The sequence below is a fragment of the Streptomyces sp. NPDC005808 genome (assembly GCF_042871385.1).
Classification (GTDB): domain Bacteria; phylum Actinomycetota; class Actinomycetes; order Streptomycetales; family Streptomycetaceae; genus Streptomyces.
In genome coordinates this window covers 365635-384947 of the sequence record NZ_JBIAIK010000005.1, presented here as the reverse complement: position 1 = coordinate 384947, position 19313 = coordinate 365635, and the positions used below count along the sequence as shown (strand labels likewise).

Genomic DNA, 19313 nt, shown 5'->3' with positions numbered 1-19313 from the left:
TCCGAGGCTGCGGCTGGGCCCCGACCACCGGGACCGCCGGAGAGACCGCCGGAGAGACCGCCGGAGAGACCGGCGAAGAGACAGCGACCCTCATCTTTGAGCCGGGGAACGCCGACCCCACCCCCGTAGCCGAAGAAGCCCCCCTCGTCGTACCCTCCTCGTCCTACCACCCGCCCCACGCCCCCCGCCGCCCTGAGCCCCACCCCCGCACCCCACCCCCGCACCCCTCTCCCGCCCCCTCGCCCCCGCCGCCCCAAGCCCCACCCCCGCACCCAGCCCCCCACCCCCAAAGCCCCGACCTCACCGAGCCACCCCCCACCGGAGTGAGAGCAACGTTCCTTTCCAGTCACGCACAGCCACAGTGCGGAAACGCGGCCTCCCTACCTTCGGGACTCAACCCCAAGTGCGAGACCTGAGCACCGGAGAACCGTGGAGGCGTCATGACAGCCCCGACCCCAGCCCCAAGTTCCGGACCCCCGCCCACAGCCCCCACCCCCACCCCCACCCCCGCCCCCGCGCCGAGCAGGGGAGGCCACTGGATCGACCAGTGGGATCCCGAGGACGAGACCTTCTGGAAAGAGGGCGGCGAGAAGGTCGCCCACCGCAACCTCTTCTTCTCCGTGCTGTCCGAGCACATCGGGTTCTCGATCTGGACCCTGTGGTCGGTGATGGTGCTCTTCATGGGTCCGGAGTACGGGCTCACCCCGGCCGACAGGTTCTTCATCGTGTCGATGGCGACGCTGGTCGGCGCGATCGTGCGCGTCCCCTACACCTTCGCTGTCGCCCGCTTCGGCGGCCGGAACTGGACGATCATCGCGGCGAGCATGCTGCTCGTGCCGACCGTGGCGGCGTTCGTCGTGATGGAGCCCGGAACGTCGTTCGGGACCTTCCTGGTGTGCGCGATGCTCGCGGGCGTGGGCGGCGGCAACTTCGCCTCCTCCATGACGAACATCAACTCGTTCTTCCCGCTGCGGAAGAAGGGCTGGGCCCTCGGGCTCAACGCGGGCGGCGGCAACATCGGGGTGCCGGTGGTGCAGCTCGTGGGGCTCGCGGTCATCGGAGCGAGCGGCGGGCCGAGGGTGCTGCTCGGCATCTACATCCCGCTCATCGTCGTCGCCACCGTCCTCGGCGCCCGCTACATGGACAACATCTCGTCCGTGAAGAACGACACCGGCGCCGCCAAGGAGGCAGTGAAGGACGCCCACACCTGGATCATGTCCTTCCTCTACATCGGGACGTTCGGGTCCTTCATCGGATACAGCTTCGCGTTCGGTCTGGTGCTCCAGACACAGTTCGGGCGTACGCCGCTGGAGTCCGCGTACGTCACCTTCATCGGGCCGCTGCTCGGCTCGCTGATCCGGCCCGTCGGCGGCTGGCTCGCCGACCGCTACGGCGGCGCGAAGATCACCCTGTGGAACTTCGTCGGGATGGCCGCCGCGACCGCGATCATCGTCGTCGCGTCCATGCGGGAGTCGCTGGCGCTGTTCACCACCGCGTTCATCGTGCTGTTCGTGCTGACGGGCCTCGGCAACGGGTCCACGTACAAGATGATCCCCGGCATCTTCCAGGCCAAGGCCGCGGCCAAGGGGCTGAGCGGGGAGGAAGCGGCCGCCTACGGGCGTCGGCTCTCCGGCGCCTCCATGGGACTCATCGGCGCGGTGGGCGCGCTCGGCGGGCTCGGCATCAACCTCGCCTTCCGGCAGTCCTTCCTGAGCGTCGGTTCCGGCACCGGTGCCTTCGTCGGCTTCCTCGCCTTCTACGCACTCTGCTTCGCGGTCACCTGGGCCGTATACCTTCGCCGTCCGACCGCCGCCGCGGAGGCTTCCGCACCGGCCAAGGAGGAGAAGATCCAACTCAGCTACGCCGAGGTGTGACGTAACACCGGCGACATGCGACGGAACCGGGCCTGTCACGGAGCGTTGACAGGCTCGGTCAGCCGTAAGGCCAGCCGATTACGGCCAGCCCTGAGTGCACGACGACTCGAGTGCAAGACGACGAGAGCCGGGACGACAGCCATGTACGAGCAACAGCAGCGACCAGAAGCCCCGCCGCACGGCCCCCTCGCGGGATTCACCGTGGGCGTGACGGCCGCCCGCCGCGCCGACGAGCTCGGGGCGCTGCTCCGGCGGCGCGGCGCCTCGGTCGTACACGCGCCCGCCCTGCGTATCGTGCAGCTCGCCGACGACAGTGAACTGCTCACCGCCACCAAGGAGCTGATCGACCAGGCACCGGACGTGGTGGTGGCCACGACGGCCATCGGGTTCCGCGGGTGGGTCGAGGCCGCCGACGGCTGGGGGATGGGGGAGGACCTGCTCGCGCGGCTGCGCGGTGTCGAACTGCTCGCCCGCGGCCCCAAGGTCAAGGGTGCGATACGGGCCCAGGGACTGACCGAGCACTGGTCCCCCTCCTCCGAATCCATGGCCGAAGTACTCGACCGGCTGCTGGAGGAGGGCGTCGAGGGCCGCCGCATCGCCATCCAGCTGCACGGTGAGCCCCTGCCCGGGTTCGTCGAGTCGCTGCGGGCCGCCGGAGCCGATGTGGTCGTCGTCCCCGTGTACCGGTGGATGCCGCCCGAGGACATCGCGCCCCTCGACCGGCTCCTCGACGTGACCGTCACCCGTGGCCTGGACGCGATCACCTTCACCAGCGCGCCCGCCGCCGCGTCCCTGCTCTCCCGGGCGGAGAGCCGCGGCCTGCTGCCCGAACTGCTCGCCGCCCTCCACCACGACGTCCTGCCCGTCTGCGTCGGCCCGGTCACCGCGCTGCCGCTGCAGGCCCACGGCCTCGACACGGTCCAGCCCGAACGCTTCCGGCTCGGCCCCCTCGTACAGGTGCTGTGCAAGGAACTCCCCGGCCGGGCCCGTACGCTGCCCATCGCCGGCCACCGGGTCGAGATCCGCGGGCACGCCGTGGTGGTCGACGGCACGCTGCGGCCCGTACCGCCCGCCGGAATGTCACTGCTGCGCGCCCTGTCGCGCCGGCCCGGCTGGGTGGTGGCCCGGGCCGAGCTGCTGCGCGCGCTGCCGGGCGCCGGACGGGACGAGCACGCCGTCGAGACGGCGATGGCCCGGCTGCGTACGGCACTCGGCGTGCCCAAGCTCATCCAGACGGTCGTCAAGCGCGGCTACCGGCTCGCACTCGACCCGGCCGCGGACTCCAAGTACGACGTGTGAGGCCCTCGGTACACCAGCAGGGCACGCGCGAGGCAGGCCAGCGCGAGCGTCGACAGCAGCGCTCGTACGACGTTCCAGGCCACCCACGGGTCCTCGAACTCCTTGCGTACGGCGGCCGGGTCGGCGATCCGCGCGGGGTCGCCGGCGTCCGCCAGCGCGTTGTTGAGCGGGATGTTCACCGTGACGGTGAGAAGGAAGGCGAGCGCGACGGCGGCGAAGCCGGCCCACACCCACCAGCGGTACGGCGACCTGCGGGCCTGCCAGGCGGCGATCGCCGCGAGGAGCGGTGCGCCCAGGAAGCTCAGGAAGAACACCGGGTTCTGGATCTGGTCGTCGATGTTCTGCATGACCTCGATGAAGACGCGGTCATCGCTGCGGGAGAGCGACGGCATGATGGTGCAGGCGAAAATGTAGAAGACCCCGGCGAGCAGGCCCATCGCGACCGTGGCCGCAACCAGTACACCTCCGGCGCTCCCGCGCCGCCCCGTGCTGTTGTCCGTCATGCCTCTGAGTCAACCGGCGCCGTGGCACGGGCGACATGGCCGAGCCGCGCGGTCCCATAAGCGGACGTCTAGGACGCAGGCGGTACAAGGTCTTCCGGCCGGGGGTGCGGACATGCACTGTGGGGGTATCTACTCCCCAGGACAGCCCCAGTCCCTTCTGCAGTACCCCTTCCCCAAGGCAGTCTCCAAAAGCTCATGGCGGTAACCCCTAGGCGGTGACAGGCACATGGCATCGGGCATGGCCACGGCCTCGTACGAGCTGCGGTTCGACTCCGGGCGGATCTGCCTGGACCTCCTGGCGACCACCCACCCCGAGGAACGGCTCGACTCGGTGGACCAGCTGCGCGCCTGGATCGCCCGCTCCGGGCTGGTTCCCGCGGGCACGCCCCTGGCGGGCGCCGACTCCTCGTGGCTCGTCGGCTTCCGTGAACTGCGCGGACACGTCGACCGGTTGGTGCGCGGTGAACTCGCCACCCGGCCCGCCGACGCCGACCTCGCCCGCGTCAACGCGGCGGCACTCGGCACCCCGCCCGCGCCCTGGGCCGTACGCGCGGACGACGGTTCACTGCGCCCCCGCTTGCACGCGCCGCCCCGCCACGCCGAGTTGATTTCCCTCGTCGCCCGGGACGCCCTCGAACTCCTCACGGACCCGGCGGCGAGAGCGAGTCTGCGCCAGTGCGAGGGCGACAACTGCCCGATCGTCTACCTCGACACCTCACGCGGCCGGCGCAGACGTTGGTGCTCCAGCGAGGTGTGCGGCAACCGGGAGCGCGTGGCACGGCACCGCCGACGGGCGGCACTCGCCCGCGCGTGAAACTCCTGAACCTTCACGATGGTTGGTCCAGACCTTCACGACGGCCGCCCCGATCTTCACGACACCAGGCAAAATTGAGCGCTGAACGTGATCCCGGAATCGCAGGGTGTGACGGGGAGACTTTCTTCACATCCGGCTCAGTGAATATGTGTGACCCCTTTGAACAGGCGAGTGCCCATATCCGTACCCCGGTGTGAGCGATCGACAGGGAGACCCCGGTCGAATCGGTGACACCGGAGGTAGGCGTGCGCAAGGATTCCGCCGTGGCTGATGAACGCCCCCCAAGGGCACGACATCGCGCGTCTCAGTCCTCGGAGCCTGACGAGGAGCTGATGCGTGCGCTCTATCGAGAACACGCGGGACCCCTGCTTGCCTATGTGCTGCGGCTGGTCGCAGGCGACCGGCAGCGCGCCGAGGACGTCGTACAGGAAACACTCATCCGTGCCTGGAAGAATGCCGGGCAGCTCAATCGGGCAACCGGTTCGGTTCGACCCTGGCTGGTGACGGTGGCACGGCGCATCGTCATCGACGGACACCGCAGTCGGCAGGCCCGGCCGCAGGAGGTGGACCCGTCACCGCTGGAGGTCATCCCCGCGGAGGACGAGATCGACAAGGCGTTGTGGCTGATGACACTGTCTGACGCGCTGGACGACCTGACACCTGCTCACAGGGAAGTCCTGGTCGAAACTTACTTCAAGGGGCGTACCGTCAATGAGGCGGCCGAGACCCTCGGCATCCCCAGCGGCACCGTGCGTTCCCGGGTGTTCTACGCCCTTCGGTCGATGAAGCTGGCGCTGGAGGAGCGGGGGGTGACGGCATGAGTACATACGGGGGATACGGAACGGGTGGTCCGGGAGCCATGCAGGGTTCACGGGGACAGCAGAACCCCGGTGAGATTCACGAGACCGTCGGCGCGTACGCCCTCGGCATCCTCGACGACGCCGAGGCAACCGCGTTCGAAGCCCATCTCGCCGTCTGCGAGTGGTGCGCCCAGCAGCTCGACGAGCTCGCCGGGATGGAACCGATGCTCGCCGCACTCGCGGATCTGCCCGCCTCGCTGGGCAGCCCGGCGATCGGCGAGTCGTTGGCCGCACGCCCGAGCCCGCAGCTCGCGGTACGGCTGGTCGACGAGGTGTCCGAGCGGCGTGCCCTGAAGCGTCGGCGGAGCTTCTACATGGTGGCGGCCGCGGCGGCGCTGATCATCGCAGGACCGCTGACCGTGTTCGCGGTCAATGGCGGCGGTGACGGCAGCAAGGCCCCGCAGGCAGTCCCCACCGTTCCCGCCAAGGAAGCCTTCGACGTCATGACCGACAAGGTCACGGCCACGGACGCGAGCACCAAGGTCACCGCGGTGGTCGCCATGGAGCCCAAGGCCTGGGGCACCTACGCCGTCCTGGAGCTCAAGAACGTCTCGGGCCCGGAGAAGTGCTCCCTGATCGCGGTCGGCAAGAACGGCGAACGGGAGACGGTGACCTCCTGGTCGGTCCCGGAGTGGGGCTACGGCCTCCCCGGTGCCAAGACGGAACAGGCCAAATCCCCGCTCTACGTGAACGGCGGCGCGGCCTTCACCCCGAACGAGATCGACCACTTCGAGGTCATGACCTTCGACGGGAAGCAGCTCGTGGAAGTGGACGCGTAACTCGTAGAACTCGTGGAAATGGCCCATAAACGGTCATGCACACGGTCATGGACACGGTCATGGAAACAGGCGCATAAAGGGACGCGTGAGCGAACCTGGAGCGCGCGCGTAGCCTAAGGGTCCCCCTTCGCGTACGGTTGACGGCTGCCCAGCACGTCAGAAGGGGGCCCGGTGGCCGCTCAGGCTCAGCAGGAAACCGCGCTCGGTTCGGTCCACGATTCCGCACGGCAGGAGTCCCTCAGGGACGACTCCGTCCGGGACCGTGAGATCAGCGTCGAACAGGAGCATCTCGACCGGGTATACCGGCGCCTCGAGGAGAAGATCCACGAGGCGGAGTTCCTCATGAACGACGCCGCCAAGCGCGGTCAGGTCGGGACACCGGGGGCGCTCGCGGAGCGCGACGCCCAGGTGTTCCGGGCGGGAATTCACCTCAACCGCCTGAACAACGAGTTCGAAGACTTCCTCTTCGGCCGGATCGACCTGCTCCCGGGGAAGGACGGCAAAAAGGGTCCGGACGGCGCTTACACGGCGGTGGAACCCGCCGAGGGCGCCGTGCGTGAGAACGAGACCGGTCAACAGTGCGCAGCCATCGCGGAGACGCTGCACATCGGCCGTATCGGGGTCCTGGACACGGACTACGCGCCGCTGGTCATCGACTGGCGGGCGCCCGCAGCCGCCCCGTTCTACCGTTCGACCCCGGTCGAGCCGGGCCGGGTGGTGCGGCGCCGGGTCATCCGCTCCAAGGGCCGCAGGGTCCTCGGTGTGGAGGACGACCTCATGCGCCCGGAGCTCAAGGCCACCCTCGACGGCCACGAGCTGCCGGTGATCGGCGACGGCGCCCTGATGGCCGCCCTCGGCCAGGCCCGCAGCCACACCATGCGGGACATCGTGTCGTCCATCCAGGCCGAGCAGGACCTGGTGATCCGCGCCCCCGCCGCCTCGGTGACATATGTCGAGGGCGGCCCGGGCACCGGCAAGACCGCCGTGGCCCTGCACCGCGCGGCCTACCTCCTCTACCAGGACCGCCGCCGATACGCGGGCGGCATCCTGATCGTCTCCCCGACCCCGCTCCTTGTCGCCTACACCGAGGGTGTCCTGCCCTCCCTCGGCGAGGAGGGCCAGGTCGCGATCCGCGCCATCGGCTCCCTCGTCGACGGCGCGGAGGCCACCCTGTACGACTCTCCGGCGGTGGCCCGCGCCAAGGGCTCGTACCGGATGCTCAGGGTGCTGCGGAAGGCGGCGCGGGGGGCGCTGGAGGCCCCGTCGGGGTCCTCCGGGCGGCCGTCCAACGGCGGTCGGCCCGGCGCGGACCACCAGCTCTCCTTCGGTGACGATGACCGTGACCGTGACCGTGACGGTGACGGTGGCCGTGACCGTGACGGCAACGGCGACAGCTTCGACGACGGGGACGGCGCGAGGCCACAGGCACCCACCGGCCCTCTCACCCGCCTCCGCGTCGTCGCCTTCGGGCGCCGCCTGGAGCTGGAGGCCCCCGAGCTGGACCGGATCCGCAACAACGCGCTCAGCGGTACCGCGCCGGTGAACCTGTTGCGTCCGCGGGCCCGCAAGCTGCTGCTCGACGCGCTGTGGGCGCGCTCGGGGGCCGGTACGCGGCACTCGGACCCGGAGCTGGCGGCCGAGCTGCGCTCGTCGTTCGACGAGGACGTCACGTCCGAGGACAGCTTCATCGAGTTCCTGGACGTGTGGTGGCCGGAGCTGACCCCGCGGGGCGTGCTGGCCGCGATGGCCGACGAGCGGCGCCTTGGCCGCTGGGCGCGGCGGATCCTCAACCCCGGTGAGGTGCGGCGGGTGGCGCGCTCCCTCAAGCGGGACGGTCTCTCCGTGCACGACGTGGCCATGCTCGACGAGCTGACCGCCATCCTCGGCAGCCCGGCCCGCCCCAGGAAGCGGCGCGAACTGGACCCGCTGGACCACCTCACCGGCCTCGAAGAACTCATGCCCACGCGCGAGGAGACGCAGTGGGAGCGCGCCGAGCGGCTGGCGCAGGAGCGGACCGAGTACGCGCACGTCATCGTCGACGAGGCGCAGGACCTCACGCCCATGCAGTGGCGGATGGTGGGACGCCGGGGCCGGCACGCCACCTGGACCGTGGTCGGCGACCCCGCCCAGTCCTCGTGGTCCGACCCGGAGGAGGCCGCCGAGGCCCGTGACGAGGCCCTGGGCACCCGCCCCCGGCGCCGTTTCACCCTCAGCGTCAACTACCGCAACCCGGCCGAGATCGCCGAACTGGCCGCCAAGATCCTGGCCCTCGCCATGCCGGGGGCCCAGTCCCCGTCCGCCGTACGGTCCACCGGGGTGGAGCCCCGCTTCGCCGCCGCAGGGGACTCGCTCGCGCAGACCGTTCGAGCGGAGGCCACCCGCCTCCTGGAGCGCGTCGACGGCACCGTGGGCGTCGTCGTCGCCATGAACCGGCGCGAGGAGGCCGCCCGCTGGCTCAAGGGGCTCGGCGACCGTGTGGTGGCGCTGGGCAGTCTGGAGGCGAAGGGCCTGGAGTACGACGCGACGGTCGTCGTCTCGCCCGCGGAGATCGCCGACGAGTCACCGGCGGGCCTGCGCGTGCTGTACGTCGCCCTGACCCGGGCGACCCAGCAGCTGACCATCGTCTCGGCGGACCGGGACGAGCCGGACGGGAACGGGGTGCCGGACCTCCTGCGGGACTGACCCCCTGGCCCGGGAAACGGCCCGGGAAACGGCCCGGGAAACGCCGAGAGGCCCACGTCACCCTGCGGTGACGTGGGCCTCTCGTTCGTTCAGCGACACCGACCCGCCATGCTCGCCTCGCGGCAAGTGGTCGCTCGTAGCGACGAAGGTTGGGCCCGGGGGCTTGGATCGGGCCGGTGTCACGTCCAAGGTAACAAACGATCCCCGCAAGGCAATTCCCGTCCCGAAAGTTCATTTCCGCGGCGCTGGGTTCCGGCACCGTTTCCCGCCGGGATCACCACAGGGAGCACCACCGGGATCACCCGTCTGCGCGGCCGCAACTATCGTATGGTGGAATAAGTTTTCCGAAAGCATCGACCGCCGCGAACAAAACGTTCGCAACCCGGGGCGGCTACCACGTACTCAGGGGTAGGTGCGACGATCGGACGGCACACCCGCGAGACAGCGCGACCCAGTAGTACACGGTGAAAGCAGAGGAAGTCGGCAATGGCAACGGCGCCCAGCGTCTCCTACTCGATTACGGTCCGCCTGGAGGTGCCCGCGAGCGGAACCGCGGTCTCCCAGATCACTACGGCCGTAGAGTCCCACGGAGGCTCGGTGACCGGCCTCGACGTGACCGCCTCCGGCCACGAGCGGCTCCGGATCGACGTCACGATCGCGGCGACCTCCACGGCGCACGCCGACGAGATCGTCAAGCAGCTGCGCGGCATCGACGACGTGACGCTCGGCAAGGTGTCCGACCGTACGTTCCTCATGCACCTCGGCGGCAAGATCGAGATGCAGTCCAAGCACCCGATCCGCAACCGTGACGACCTCTCGATGATCTACACGCCGGGCGTCGCCCGCGTCTGCATGGCGATCGCCGAGAACCCCGAGGACGCCCGCCGGCTGACCATCAAGCGCAACTCCGTCGCGGTCGTGACGGACGGATCCGCCGTTCTCGGCCTCGGCAACATCGGCCCGATGGCCGCCCTCCCGGTGATGGAGGGCAAGGCGGCGCTCTTCAAGCGCTTCGCCGGCATCGACGCCTGGCCGATCTGCCTGGACACCCAGGACACCGACGCGATCGTCGAGATCGTGAAGGCCATCGCCCCCGGCTTCGCGGGGATCAACCTCGAGGACATCTCGGCGCCCCGCTGCTTCGAGATCGAGGCCCGGCTGCGCGAGGCCCTCGACATCCCCGTCTTCCACGACGACCAGCACGGCACCGCGATCGTCGTCCTCGCCGCCCTCACGAACGCCCTGCGGGTCGCGGGCAAGGCGATGGGCGACATCCGCGTGGTCATGTCCGGTGCGGGCGCGGCCGGTACGGCCATCCTCAAGCTGCTGCTCGCCGCCGGCGTCAAGAACGCCGTTGTCGCCGACATCCACGGCGTCGTGCACGCGGGCCGTACGGACCTCGTGGACGCCGCCGCCGATTCGCCGCTGCGATGGATCGCCGACAACACCAACCCCGAGGGCCTCAAGGGCACGTTGAAGGAGGCCGTGCGCGGCGCCGACGTGTTCATCGGCGTCTCGGCCCCGAACGTGCTCGACGGCGACGACGTGGCCGCGATGGCGGACCAGGCCATCGTGTTCGCGCTCGCGAACCCCGACCCCGAGGTCGACCCGGCGATCGCCCGCCAGACGGCGGCGGTTGTCGCCACCGGCCGCTCGGACTTCCCCAACCAGATCAACAACGTCCTGGTCTTCCCCGGCGTCTTCCGTGGCCTCCTGGACGCCCAGTCGCGTACGGTCAACACGGAGATGATGCTGGCCGCCGCGACCGCACTGGCGGACGTGGTGACCGAGGGGGAGCTCAACCCGAACTACATCATTCCGAGCGTCTTCAACGACAAGGTCGCGGGCGCGGTCGCCGGAGCGGTGCGGGACGCCGCGAAGGCGGCCGGGGTGACCGAGCCGGGCAGCGCACCCGCCTGAGCGGGACTTCGCGGCGGCTGTGACGGGTGCCACGACCGCCACAGCTCCGGCGCGTCGTGGAAGGCGTGGCCTGTGGCCGCCTTTAGGGTGGCGCCCAGGCTCACGCCTTGTTCACGCCTTGCACAGGCCTTTCCGTGTGACCCCCAAGGGTGTTCCTGTGACTCCCCAGGGGTGCCGGATTGGCTTTCCCGCCGCAGGTGGGGGCAGGATGCGTCTTCGGGCGCGAGGGTCTGGCTACGGACCCGGGTCCGGGGACCGACCGAGGACCCTGGCAGCATCGGCTTCACTGTGCCCGATATGCGGCTCCGCCGCGTGGCACGCCTCAACAGCAAGAAGAACACGGGAGTAACGACATGAACCGCAGTGAGCTGGTGGCCGCGCTGGCCGACCGCGCCGAGGTGACTCGCAAGGACGCCGACGCCGTTCTGGCCGCCTTCGCCGAGACCGTCGGCGAGATCGTCGCCAAGGGCGACGAGAAGGTCACCATCCCCGGCTTCCTGACCTTCGAGCGCACCCACCGTGCCGCTCGCACCGCGCGCAACCCGCAGACCGGCGACCCCATCCAGATCCCGGCCGGCTACAGCGTGAAGGTCTCCGCTGGCAGCAAGCTCAAGGAAGCCGCCAAGGGCAAGTAAGGCCTGCGCCGCCCGCGGCGGCGCACGGCAGAGCATTACGCCAATGGGGCGGCTCCCTTCACCGGGTGGCCGCCCCATCGTCGTACGTACGACTGCTTCAGTTACCGCTTGTTACCGCTGTTGCTAGGCGAGCGCCTTGCCCGGCAGTTCGACCTTCGCCCCCAGTTCCACCAGCTTCTCCATGAAGTTCTCGTAGCCGCGGTTGATCAGGTCGATGCCGTGCACGCGTGAGGTGCCCTGAGCCGCCAGTGCCGCGATGAGGTACGAGAAGCCGCCACGGAGGTCGGGGATGACCAGATCGGCGCCCTGGAGCCGGGTGGGACCCGAAACGACCGCGGAGTGCAGGAAGTTGCGCTGGCCGAAACGGCAGTGCGAGCCGCCCAGGCACTCGCGGTAGAGCTGGATGTGTGCACCCATCTGGTTGAGCGCGGAGGTGAAGCCGAGGCGGGACTCGTACACCGTCTCGTGGACGATCGAGAGGCCGGTCGCCTGGGTGAGGGCGACGACCAGCGGCTGCTGCCAGTCCGTCTGGAAGCCCGGGTGGACGTCCGTCTCCAGGGCGATCGACTTGAGCTGCCCGCCGGGGTGCCAGAAGCGGATGCCCTCGTCGTCGATCTCGAAGGCGCCGCCGACCTTGCGGTAGGTGTTCAGGAACGTCATCATCGAGCGCTGCTGGGCGCCGCGGACGTAGATGTTGCCTTCGGTCGCCAGCGCCGCGGACGCCCAGGAGGCGGCCTCCAGACGGTCCGGCAGGGCCGCGTGGGTGTAGCCGCCGAGCGAGTCGACGCCCGTGATGCGGATCGTCCGGTCGGTGTCCATGGCGATGATCGCGCCCATCTTCTGCAGCACGCAGATGAGGTCCTCGATCTCGGGCTCCACGGCCGCGTTGGACAACTCGGTGACGCCCTCCGCCAACACCGCCGTCAGCAGCACCTGTTCGGTCGCGCCCACCGACGGGTACGGCAGCTCGATCTTGGTGCCGCGCAGCCGCTGTGGTGCCTCCAGATACTGACCGTCCGCCCGCTTCTCGATCGTCGCACCGAACTGCCGCAGCACCTCGAAGTGGAAGTCGATGGGCCGGCCGCCGATGTCACAGCCGCCGAGACCCGGGATGAAGGCGTGGCCCAGGCGGTGCAACAGCGGACCGCAGAACAGGATCGGGATACGGGACGAACCCGCGTGCGCGTCGATGTCCGCGACGTTCGCGCTCTCGACGTGCGACGGGTCGAGCACCAGCTCGCCCGGCTCCTCTCCCGGACGGACCGTCACCCCGTGCAGCTGGAGCAGTCCGCGTACGACCCGCACGTCTCTGATGTCGGGGACATTGCGCAGTCGGCTCGGCGCGCTGCCCAGCAGGGCGGCCACCATGGCCTTCGGTACGAGGTTCTTCGCACCGCGGACCCGGATCTCGCCCTCGAGCGGGGTTCCGCCGTGGACAAGCAGTACGTCGTCAGAGCCGTTGACGGTCATGTATCTCGCGATCCGATGAGTTGGGCAGGAGTGATTCGTCGGCAGGCAAGTCGTTGCGGGAGCCGGAGAGTAAGGGTAATGGCCGCCTACCCCCCTTCTGTAAGCCCAAGGGCCACTCAGCTCCGTCATAGCTTTGCCACAACACGAACCGTTTCGAATCGGGCACACGGGGTCACCGGCAACGGCGTGCGCGGGGGGCGCTTCTCTGCGCCCTGAGCTGCGTTCACACAGGTACTCGCATTGGCTCCCCGCTCACGGGGAAGATGCGGGATCATGTCAGGCATGACCGAGGTGTCCTCGCTCACAGGACGGCTGCTCGTGGCCACGCCCGCCCTGGCGGACCCGAACTTCGACCGCGCGGTGGTGCTGCTCCTCGACCACGACGAGGAGGGCTCGCTCGGTGTCGTCCTCAACCGTCCGACCCCCGTGGGCGTCGGCGACATCCTGGAGGCCTGGGCGGACCTGGCCGGCGAGCCCGGTGTCGTCTTCCAGGGCGGCCCGGTCTCCCTGGACTCGGCGCTCGGCGTCGCGGTCATCCCCGGCGGCGCGTCCGGCGAGCGCACCCCGCTCGGCTGGCGCCGCGTGCACGGCGCGATCGGCCTCGTCGACCTGGAGGCCCCGCCGGAGCTCCTCGCCGCCGCCCTCGGCTCGCTCCGCATCTTCGCCGGGTACGCGGGCTGGGGCCCCGGCCAGCTGGAGGCGGAACTGACCGAGGGCGCCTGGTACGTCGTCGAGTCGGAACCCGGGGACGTCTCCTCCCCGTCGCCCGAACGCCTCTGGCGCGAGGTCCTGCGCCGCCAGCGCAACGAACTGGCGATGGTGGCGACGTACCCGGACGACCCTTCCCTCAACTGACGTCTGTGAGCTTCAGTACTCTTGGTTGTTATGAGCACTCTTGAGCCTGAGACCCAGCCCCAGCGAGGCACGGGGACGGGGACCCTCGTAGAGCCGGCACCGCAGGTGTCGCACGGTGACGGGGACCACGAGCGCTTCGCCCACTATGTCCAGAAGGACAAGATCATGGCGAGCGCCCTGGACGGCACGCCCGTCGTGGCCCTCTGCGGCAAGGTCTGGGTGCCGGGCCGCGACCCGAAGAAGTACCCCGTGTGCCCCATGTGCAAGGAGATCTACGAGTCCATGGGCGCCGGCGGGGGCGACAAGGGCAAGGACGGCGACAAGAAGTAACGCCGCCGGTTCTTCGGCGCAGTAGGCCGCACAGGTGGACGGAGCATGTCCGCGGCATCCCGGTGCGGGGTGCCGCGGTTTTGGCGTACCTGGGGGCGGGCGTGGAGTTGTTGCTGCGGGTGCGCGAACGGGGTCGGTCGGCGTGCTTTCGACGGTGGGCGGCCGGCCGGACGCCGTGGAGGAACTGACGCTGCTGTCACGTGTGTTGCTTCCCGGGTTGCCCGTTGGCCAGGGGCTCGGCGGGCCCGAGGGGAAGTCCCTCGACGGCTGACCGTTGCACGGAGTGCGTCGCGTGGTCACGAAGTGGTTGAGACCTCTTGTGGGCATGTTCATGTAGTCCATAGCCTCCGGTGTGTTGTGCAGAGCGAAACAGCCATTGCGTATGTTGCAACGCACCCCACCGGAGGATGCTCCATGAAGCTCTCTGTCCGAACAGCCGTCGCCGTCACCGCCCTCGCGGTTCTCGCCGCCTGCGCCCCCCAGACCTCCGACGACTCCTCCTCGGAGAAGGACGAGAAGACCGGCACGCTGCGGGTCTGGCTCTTCCAGGAGGTCAACAACGCACCCAAGCAGAAGGTCGTCGACGCGGCCGTGGACACCTTCGAGAAGGCCCACGAGGGTGCCGACGTACAGATCGAGTACATCCCCGTGGAGACCCGCGCGCAGCGCATCAAGGCCGCGTTCAACGACCCCGAGAGCGCTCCGGATCTCATCGAGTACGGCAACACGGACACCGCCGGTTACGTGAAGGACGGCGGACTCGCCGACGTCACCGAGGAGTTCGCCGCCTGGAGCGACGCCAAGGACACCGACCCCACGGCCAAGCAGTCCGTGACGGTGGACGGGAAGATCTACGGCGCCCCGTACTTCGTCGGCGTCCGCGCCCTTTACTACCGCACCGACATCTTCGAGGAACTCGGTCTCGAAGTCCCCAAGACGCAGGCCGAGTTGATCTCCACGGCCAAGGAGATCCGCGCCGCGAAGCCGGACCTGTACGGCCTCGCGGTCGGCGGCGCCTACACCTACGGCGCGATGCCGTTCATCTGGTCCAACGGCGGCGAGATCGCGAACGGCAAGGGCGGCTCGTACGCCTCCGCCATCGACAGCTCGGCGGCCCAGAAGGGCATCGAGGTCTACACCTCCCTCTTCGGCGACGACAACTGTCCGGCCGCCAAGTGCGCGGGCATGGGCGGCAACGACACGGTGACGGCCTTCGCTTCGGGCAAGGCGGGCATGGCCATCGGCGGTGACTTCAGTCACGCGGCGGTCGCGGCGGGGGCGGTCAAGGGCAAGTACGCCGTCGTGCCGCTGCCCGGCCTGAAGTCGGGAGAGATAGCACCGGCGTTCGCCGGCGGCAACAACCTCGGCGTGCTGAAGAGCACCTCGCACCGCACGCTCGCCGTCGACCTGATGGAGGAACTGGCGTCGAAGAAGACCCAGGGTGAGCTGTTCGACGCCATGGGCTTCCTGCCGACGTACACCGATGTGCGCGCCGACGTCGCCGAGAAGGAGCCGTTCGTGAAGCCCTTCGTGCAGACGCTCGCCGCGGGCGCCAAGTTCGTACCGGCCTCGCCCGCCTGGGCGCAGATCGACGCCTCGCTCGTCCTGCCGACGATGTTCCAGGAGATCGTCAGCGGCAAGAAGGACGTGGCGGCGGCCTCGAAGGACGCGGCGACGAAGATGGACGACGCGTTCAGCTCCGTGGGCTGAGCGGATGACAACGCACGACGCGCTCGCCGAGCGCGGCACAGTGGCCAAGGCGCGACCCGCCCGCCCCGGGCGCCGCGGTCCCCGCTGGACCCCCTGGCTCTACCTCGCCCCCGCCCTCGTCGTCCTCGGCGGCCTGCTCGTCTACCCCATCTACCAACTCGGCCTGATCTCACTCCTCAAGTACACCCAGGCCCAGGTCAGCGGCGGCGAACCGACCACCTTCGAGGGCTTCGGCAACTACGCGACGCTCTTCGCCGACGAACAGTTCTGGCAGGTGCTGGTCACCACGGTCGTGTTCGCCGCCGCCTGCGTCATCTCCACGCTGGCCGTCGGTTGCGCGCTCGCCGTGCTTCTCACTCGGGTACGGGCCGTGCCCAGGCTGGCGCTGATGGTGGCCGCGCTCGGGGCCTGGGCGACCCCCGCCGTCACCGGCTCCACGGTCTGGCTGCTGCTCTTCGACCCCGACTTCGGTCCCGTCAACCGGCTGCTGGGGCTCGGCGACCACTCATGGACGTACGGCCGCTTCAGCGCCTTCACGCTCGTCCTCCTCGAAGTGGTCTGGTGCTCCTTCCCGTTCGTGATGGTGACGGTGTACGCCGGCATCCGCGCCGTGCCGTCCGAGGTCCTGGAGGCGGCAGCCCTGGACGGCGCCTCGCAGTGGCGGATCTGGCGCTCGGTGCTCGCCCCGATGCTCCGGCCGATCCTGGTCGTCGTCACCATCCAGTCGGTCATCTGGGACTTCAAGCTCTTCACGCAGATCTACGTCATGACGAACGGCGGCGGCATCGCCGGACAGAACCTCGTGCTGAACGTGTACGCGTACCAGAAGGCGTTCGCCGCCTCGCAGTACAGCCTCGGCTCGGCGATCGGCGTGGTGATGCTGGTCATCCTTCTGGGGGTCACGCTGGTGTATCTGTGGCTGCTGCGCAGGCAGGGGGAGGAACTTTGAACCTCATGGGTGGCTTCGTACGACGTCCGTGGCGGCTCGCCGCCGAGGTGTCCGCGCTGCTGATCGCGGCCGTGGTCGCCTTCCCGCTGTACTGGATGGTGCTCAGCGCCTTCAAGCCGGCCGGAGAGATCGAGTCCACCGAGCCCCGGCCGTGGACTCCGGCGCCCTCGCTGGATTCCTTCCGGCGGGTCTTCGGACAGCAGGAATTCGGCCGGTACTTCCTCAACAGCCTTGTCGTGGCGTGCACCGTGGTCGTCGTCTCGGCGCTGATCGCGTTTCTCGCGGCGACTGCGGTGACACGATTCCGCTTCCGTTTCCGGACCACCCTGCTGATCATGTTCCTGGTCGCGCAGATGGTGCCCGTGGAGGCACTGACGATCCCTCTCTTCTTCCTGATGCGGGACTTCGGTCAGCTCAACACGCTGGGCTCGCTGATCCTGCCGCACATCGCCTTCTCGCTGCCGTTCGCGATCTGGATGCTGAGGGGTTTCGTGAAGGCGGTTCCGGAGGCGCTGGAAGAGGCCGCGTACATCGACGGGGCGAGCCGTGCGCGATTCCTCTGGCAGATCCTTTTCCCGCTGGTCTTCCCCGGGTTGGTGGCCACCAGCGTGTTTTCCTTCATCTCGGCATGGAACGACTTTCTGTTCGCCAAGTCCTTCATCATCAGCGACACGGCGCAGTCCACCCTGCCGATGGCACTCCTCGTCTTCTACAAGCCGGACGAGCCGGACTGGGGCGGCGTGATGGCGGCGTCCACGGTGATGACGATTCCGGTGCTGATCTTCTTCGTACTCGTACAGCGACGGCTGGTCTCCGGGCTTGGCGGAGCGGTAAAGGACTGACGTGACTGAACTGATTCCCGCGCCACGCAGCGTCGTCGCCGGTTCCGGCGAGGTGCGGCTGACGGCGCACTCCCAGCTCTACGCCGGCACCGCGTTGGAGGGTGTCGGGCACTGGCTGCGCAACGCCCTCCGGCAGGCCACCGGCCTGCCGCTGCGCGAGGGGCGGGAGCTCGACGACACCGAAGGCGACGGCATCGGACTCCAGCTCGACCGCGAACTCGGCCCCGAGGAGTACCGCCTCGTCAGCGACCCGGACGGTGTTCTCATCGAGGGTGGCAGCGCGGCCGGCGTCTTCTGGGGCGCCCAGACACTGCGGCAGCTCATCGGCCCGGACGCGTACCGAAAGGCCCCGCTCGGCCTCGACCGCACCTGGGCCGTGCCGCACGTCACGATCGAAGACGCCCCGCGCTTCCGCTGGCGCGGCCTCATGCTCGACGTCGCCCGGCACTTCATGCCCAAGGACGGAGTGCTCCGCTATCTCGACCTGCTGGCCGCCCACAAACTCAATGTCTTCCACTTCCACCTCACCGACGACCAAGGCTGGCGTGTTCAGATCAAGCGCTACCCGAAGCTGACGGAGTCCGGGTCCTGGCGGGCGCGTACGAAATTCGGCCATCGGGCCTCGCCGCTGTGGGACGAGAAGCCGCACGGAGGCTTCTACACCCAGGACGACATCCGCGAGATCGTGGCGTACGCGGCCGAGCGGCATATCACCGTCGTCCCCGAAATCGACATCCCGGGGCACAGCCAGGCGGCCATCGCCGCGTATCCGGAACTGGGCAACACCGACGTCATCGACACGACCTCCCTCTCCGTCTGGGACAACTGGGGCGTCTCCAAAAACGTACTCGCCCCCACTGACAACGTCCTGCGCTTCTACGAGGGCGTCTTCGAGGAGGTGCTCGATCTTTTCCCCTCGGAGTTCATTCACGTCGGCGGTGACGAGTGCGCCAAGGACCAGTGGAAGGAGTCACGGACGGCGCAGGGGCGTATCGAGGAGTTGGAGCTCGCGGACGAGGCCGAGTTGCAGTCCTGGTTCATCCGGCACTTCGACAACTGGCTCTCCGCGCGCGGGCGCCGGCTGATCGGCTGGGACGAGATCCTGGAGGGCGGCCTCGCCGAAGGCGCCGCCGTCTCGTCCTGGCGCGGCTACGAGGGCGGCGTCACCGCCGCTCGCGCGGGCCACGACGTCGTGATGTGCCCCGAGCAGCAGGTGTACCTGGACCACCGTCAGGCCCCGGGCGAGGACGAACCGGTGCCCATCGGCTATGTGCGCACCCTGGAGGACGTCTACCGCTTCGAGCCCGTGCCGGCGCAGCTCACCGAGAAGGAGGCCCGGCACGTGATCGGCGCCCAGGCCAACGTGTGGACCGAGGTGATGGAGGATCAGGCACGCGTGGACTACCAGACCTTCCCGAGGCTGGCTGCTTTCGCCGAGGTCGCCTGGACTGCCCTGCCCGCCCCGGCGGAACGGGACTTCGCCGACTTCGAGCGGCGGATGGCCGTCCACTACGGGCGACTTGACGCCCTGGGAGTCGCGTATCGCCCGCCTACGGGACCCCTGCCGTGGCAGCAGCGGCCAGGCGTGCTCGGACGCCCGATCGAGGGGAAGCCCCCGAACGTGTGAGGTGCCTCCGGAGACGTGCCCCGGAGACGTGCCCCGGAGACGTGCCCGGGAGGTGTGCCGCGTCTCCGGGGGTGCCCTCGCAACAGTGACCCCACGCGGAACAAGGCGCCCAAGAATCACCGAAGAGTGGCATTCCACGCTCACCGGCTATCCCGTGCGAAAAC

Annotated in this window: 16 protein-coding genes; 14 read left to right on the top strand and 2 right to left on the bottom strand. The window is 69.3% G+C overall.

The annotated features are described in order from the left end of the window. Positions 1–440: 440 nt before the first annotated feature. Both ACFYPC_RS14615 and ACFYPC_RS14610 read left to right on the top strand, forming a co-directional pair. Positions 441–1874 carry a nitrate/nitrite transporter gene (locus ACFYPC_RS14615; protein WP_388675047.1) on the top strand — a complete coding sequence of 478 codons (1434 nt, stop codon included), beginning with the start codon at positions 441–443 and terminating at the stop codon, positions 1872–1874. A 141-nt stretch (positions 1875–2015) separates the two neighbouring features. Beyond that, the gene (locus ACFYPC_RS14610) at positions 2016–3173 is read left to right on the top strand and encodes a uroporphyrinogen-III synthase (protein WP_388675044.1); all 1158 of its coding nucleotides are present in this window, start codon (positions 2016–2018) and stop codon (positions 3171–3173) included. On the opposite strand, the gene ACFYPC_RS14605 is transcribed toward ACFYPC_RS14610, so the two are convergent. After that, positions 3125–3676 carry a DUF1772 domain-containing protein gene (locus tag ACFYPC_RS14605; protein WP_388675041.1) on the bottom strand — a complete coding sequence of 184 codons (552 nt, stop codon included), beginning with the start codon at positions 3674–3676 and terminating at the stop codon, positions 3125–3127. The genes ACFYPC_RS14610 and ACFYPC_RS14605 overlap by 49 nt on opposite strands. A gap of 226 nt (positions 3677–3902) precedes the next feature. Here ACFYPC_RS14605 and ACFYPC_RS14600 point away from each other — a divergent pair, with 226 nt between their 5' ends. The 6 genes from ACFYPC_RS14600 (at position 3903) to ACFYPC_RS14575 (ending at position 11366) form a co-directional block, all read left to right on the top strand. Beyond that, complete coding sequence (locus ACFYPC_RS14600; RefSeq protein ID WP_388675039.1) at positions 3903–4490, top strand: CGNR zinc finger domain-containing protein; 588 nt, start codon at positions 3903–3905, stop codon at positions 4488–4490. A 245-nt stretch (positions 4491–4735) separates the two neighbouring features. Next, complete coding sequence (locus ACFYPC_RS14595; RefSeq protein WP_266460930.1) at positions 4736–5311, top strand: sigma-70 family RNA polymerase sigma factor; 576 nt, start codon at positions 4736–4738, stop codon at positions 5309–5311. Further along, entirely contained in the window at positions 5308–6129 is an 822-nt protein-coding gene (locus ACFYPC_RS14590; RefSeq protein WP_388675036.1) for a zf-HC2 domain-containing protein, read from the top strand. Before ACFYPC_RS14595 ends, ACFYPC_RS14590 begins: the two co-directional genes overlap by 4 nt. A 171-nt stretch (positions 6130–6300) precedes the next feature. Beyond that, a complete protein-coding gene (locus tag ACFYPC_RS14585; RefSeq protein WP_388675034.1) occupies positions 6301–8811 on the top strand; it encodes a HelD family protein in 2511 nt (836 codons plus the stop codon). 486 nt (positions 8812–9297) lie between these two features. Next, positions 9298–10731: an NAD-dependent malic enzyme gene (locus tag ACFYPC_RS14580; RefSeq protein ID WP_388675031.1), complete on the top strand. Its 1434-nt coding sequence runs from the start codon at positions 9298–9300 to the stop codon at positions 10729–10731. Positions 10732–11084: 353 nt separating this feature from the next. Continuing rightward, positions 11085–11366, top strand: coding sequence for an HU family DNA-binding protein (locus ACFYPC_RS14575; RefSeq protein ID WP_007382399.1), 282 nt, complete (start codon positions 11085–11087; stop codon positions 11364–11366). 123 nt (positions 11367–11489) lie between these two features. Here ACFYPC_RS14575 and murA read toward each other — a convergent pair whose 3' ends face one another. Then, positions 11490–12836: a UDP-N-acetylglucosamine 1-carboxyvinyltransferase gene (gene murA / locus ACFYPC_RS14570; RefSeq protein ID WP_388675027.1), complete on the bottom strand. Its 1347-nt coding sequence runs from the start codon at positions 12834–12836 to the stop codon at positions 11490–11492. Positions 12837–13118: 282 nt separating this feature from the next. Between murA and ACFYPC_RS14565 the strand changes: the two genes are divergently transcribed. The 6 genes from ACFYPC_RS14565 to ACFYPC_RS14540 all read left to right on the top strand — a co-directional run bounded on the left by ACFYPC_RS14565 (position 13119) and on the right by ACFYPC_RS14540 (position 19149). Then, positions 13119–13691 carry a YqgE/AlgH family protein gene (locus ACFYPC_RS14565; RefSeq protein ID WP_388675024.1) on the top strand — a complete coding sequence of 191 codons (573 nt, stop codon included), beginning with the start codon at positions 13119–13121 and terminating at the stop codon, positions 13689–13691. Between the two features lie 30 nt (positions 13692–13721). Further along, the gene (locus ACFYPC_RS14560) at positions 13722–14021 is read left to right on the top strand and encodes a DUF3039 domain-containing protein (protein WP_266460965.1); all 300 of its coding nucleotides are present in this window, start codon (positions 13722–13724) and stop codon (positions 14019–14021) included. 414 nt (positions 14022–14435) lie between these two features. Next, positions 14436–15731 (top strand): extracellular solute-binding protein, encoded by a 1296-nt coding sequence (locus ACFYPC_RS14555; RefSeq protein ID WP_388675021.1) that lies wholly within the window; start codon positions 14436–14438, stop codon positions 15729–15731. A gap of 4 nt (positions 15732–15735) precedes the next feature. After that, positions 15736–16680 (top strand): carbohydrate ABC transporter permease, encoded by a 945-nt coding sequence (locus ACFYPC_RS14550; RefSeq protein ID WP_388675018.1) that lies wholly within the window; start codon positions 15736–15738, stop codon positions 16678–16680. Then, positions 16677–17522: a carbohydrate ABC transporter permease gene (locus tag ACFYPC_RS14545; RefSeq protein WP_388675016.1), complete on the top strand. Its 846-nt coding sequence runs from the start codon at positions 16677–16679 to the stop codon at positions 17520–17522. Before ACFYPC_RS14550 ends, ACFYPC_RS14545 begins: the two co-directional genes overlap by 4 nt. 1 nt (position 17523) lies before the next feature. Further along, on the top strand, positions 17524–19149 hold the full coding sequence (locus ACFYPC_RS14540; RefSeq protein ID WP_388675013.1) for a beta-N-acetylhexosaminidase: 1626 nt from the start codon (positions 17524–17526) through the stop codon (positions 19147–19149). The last annotated feature ends 164 nt before the right edge of the window (positions 19150–19313 follow it).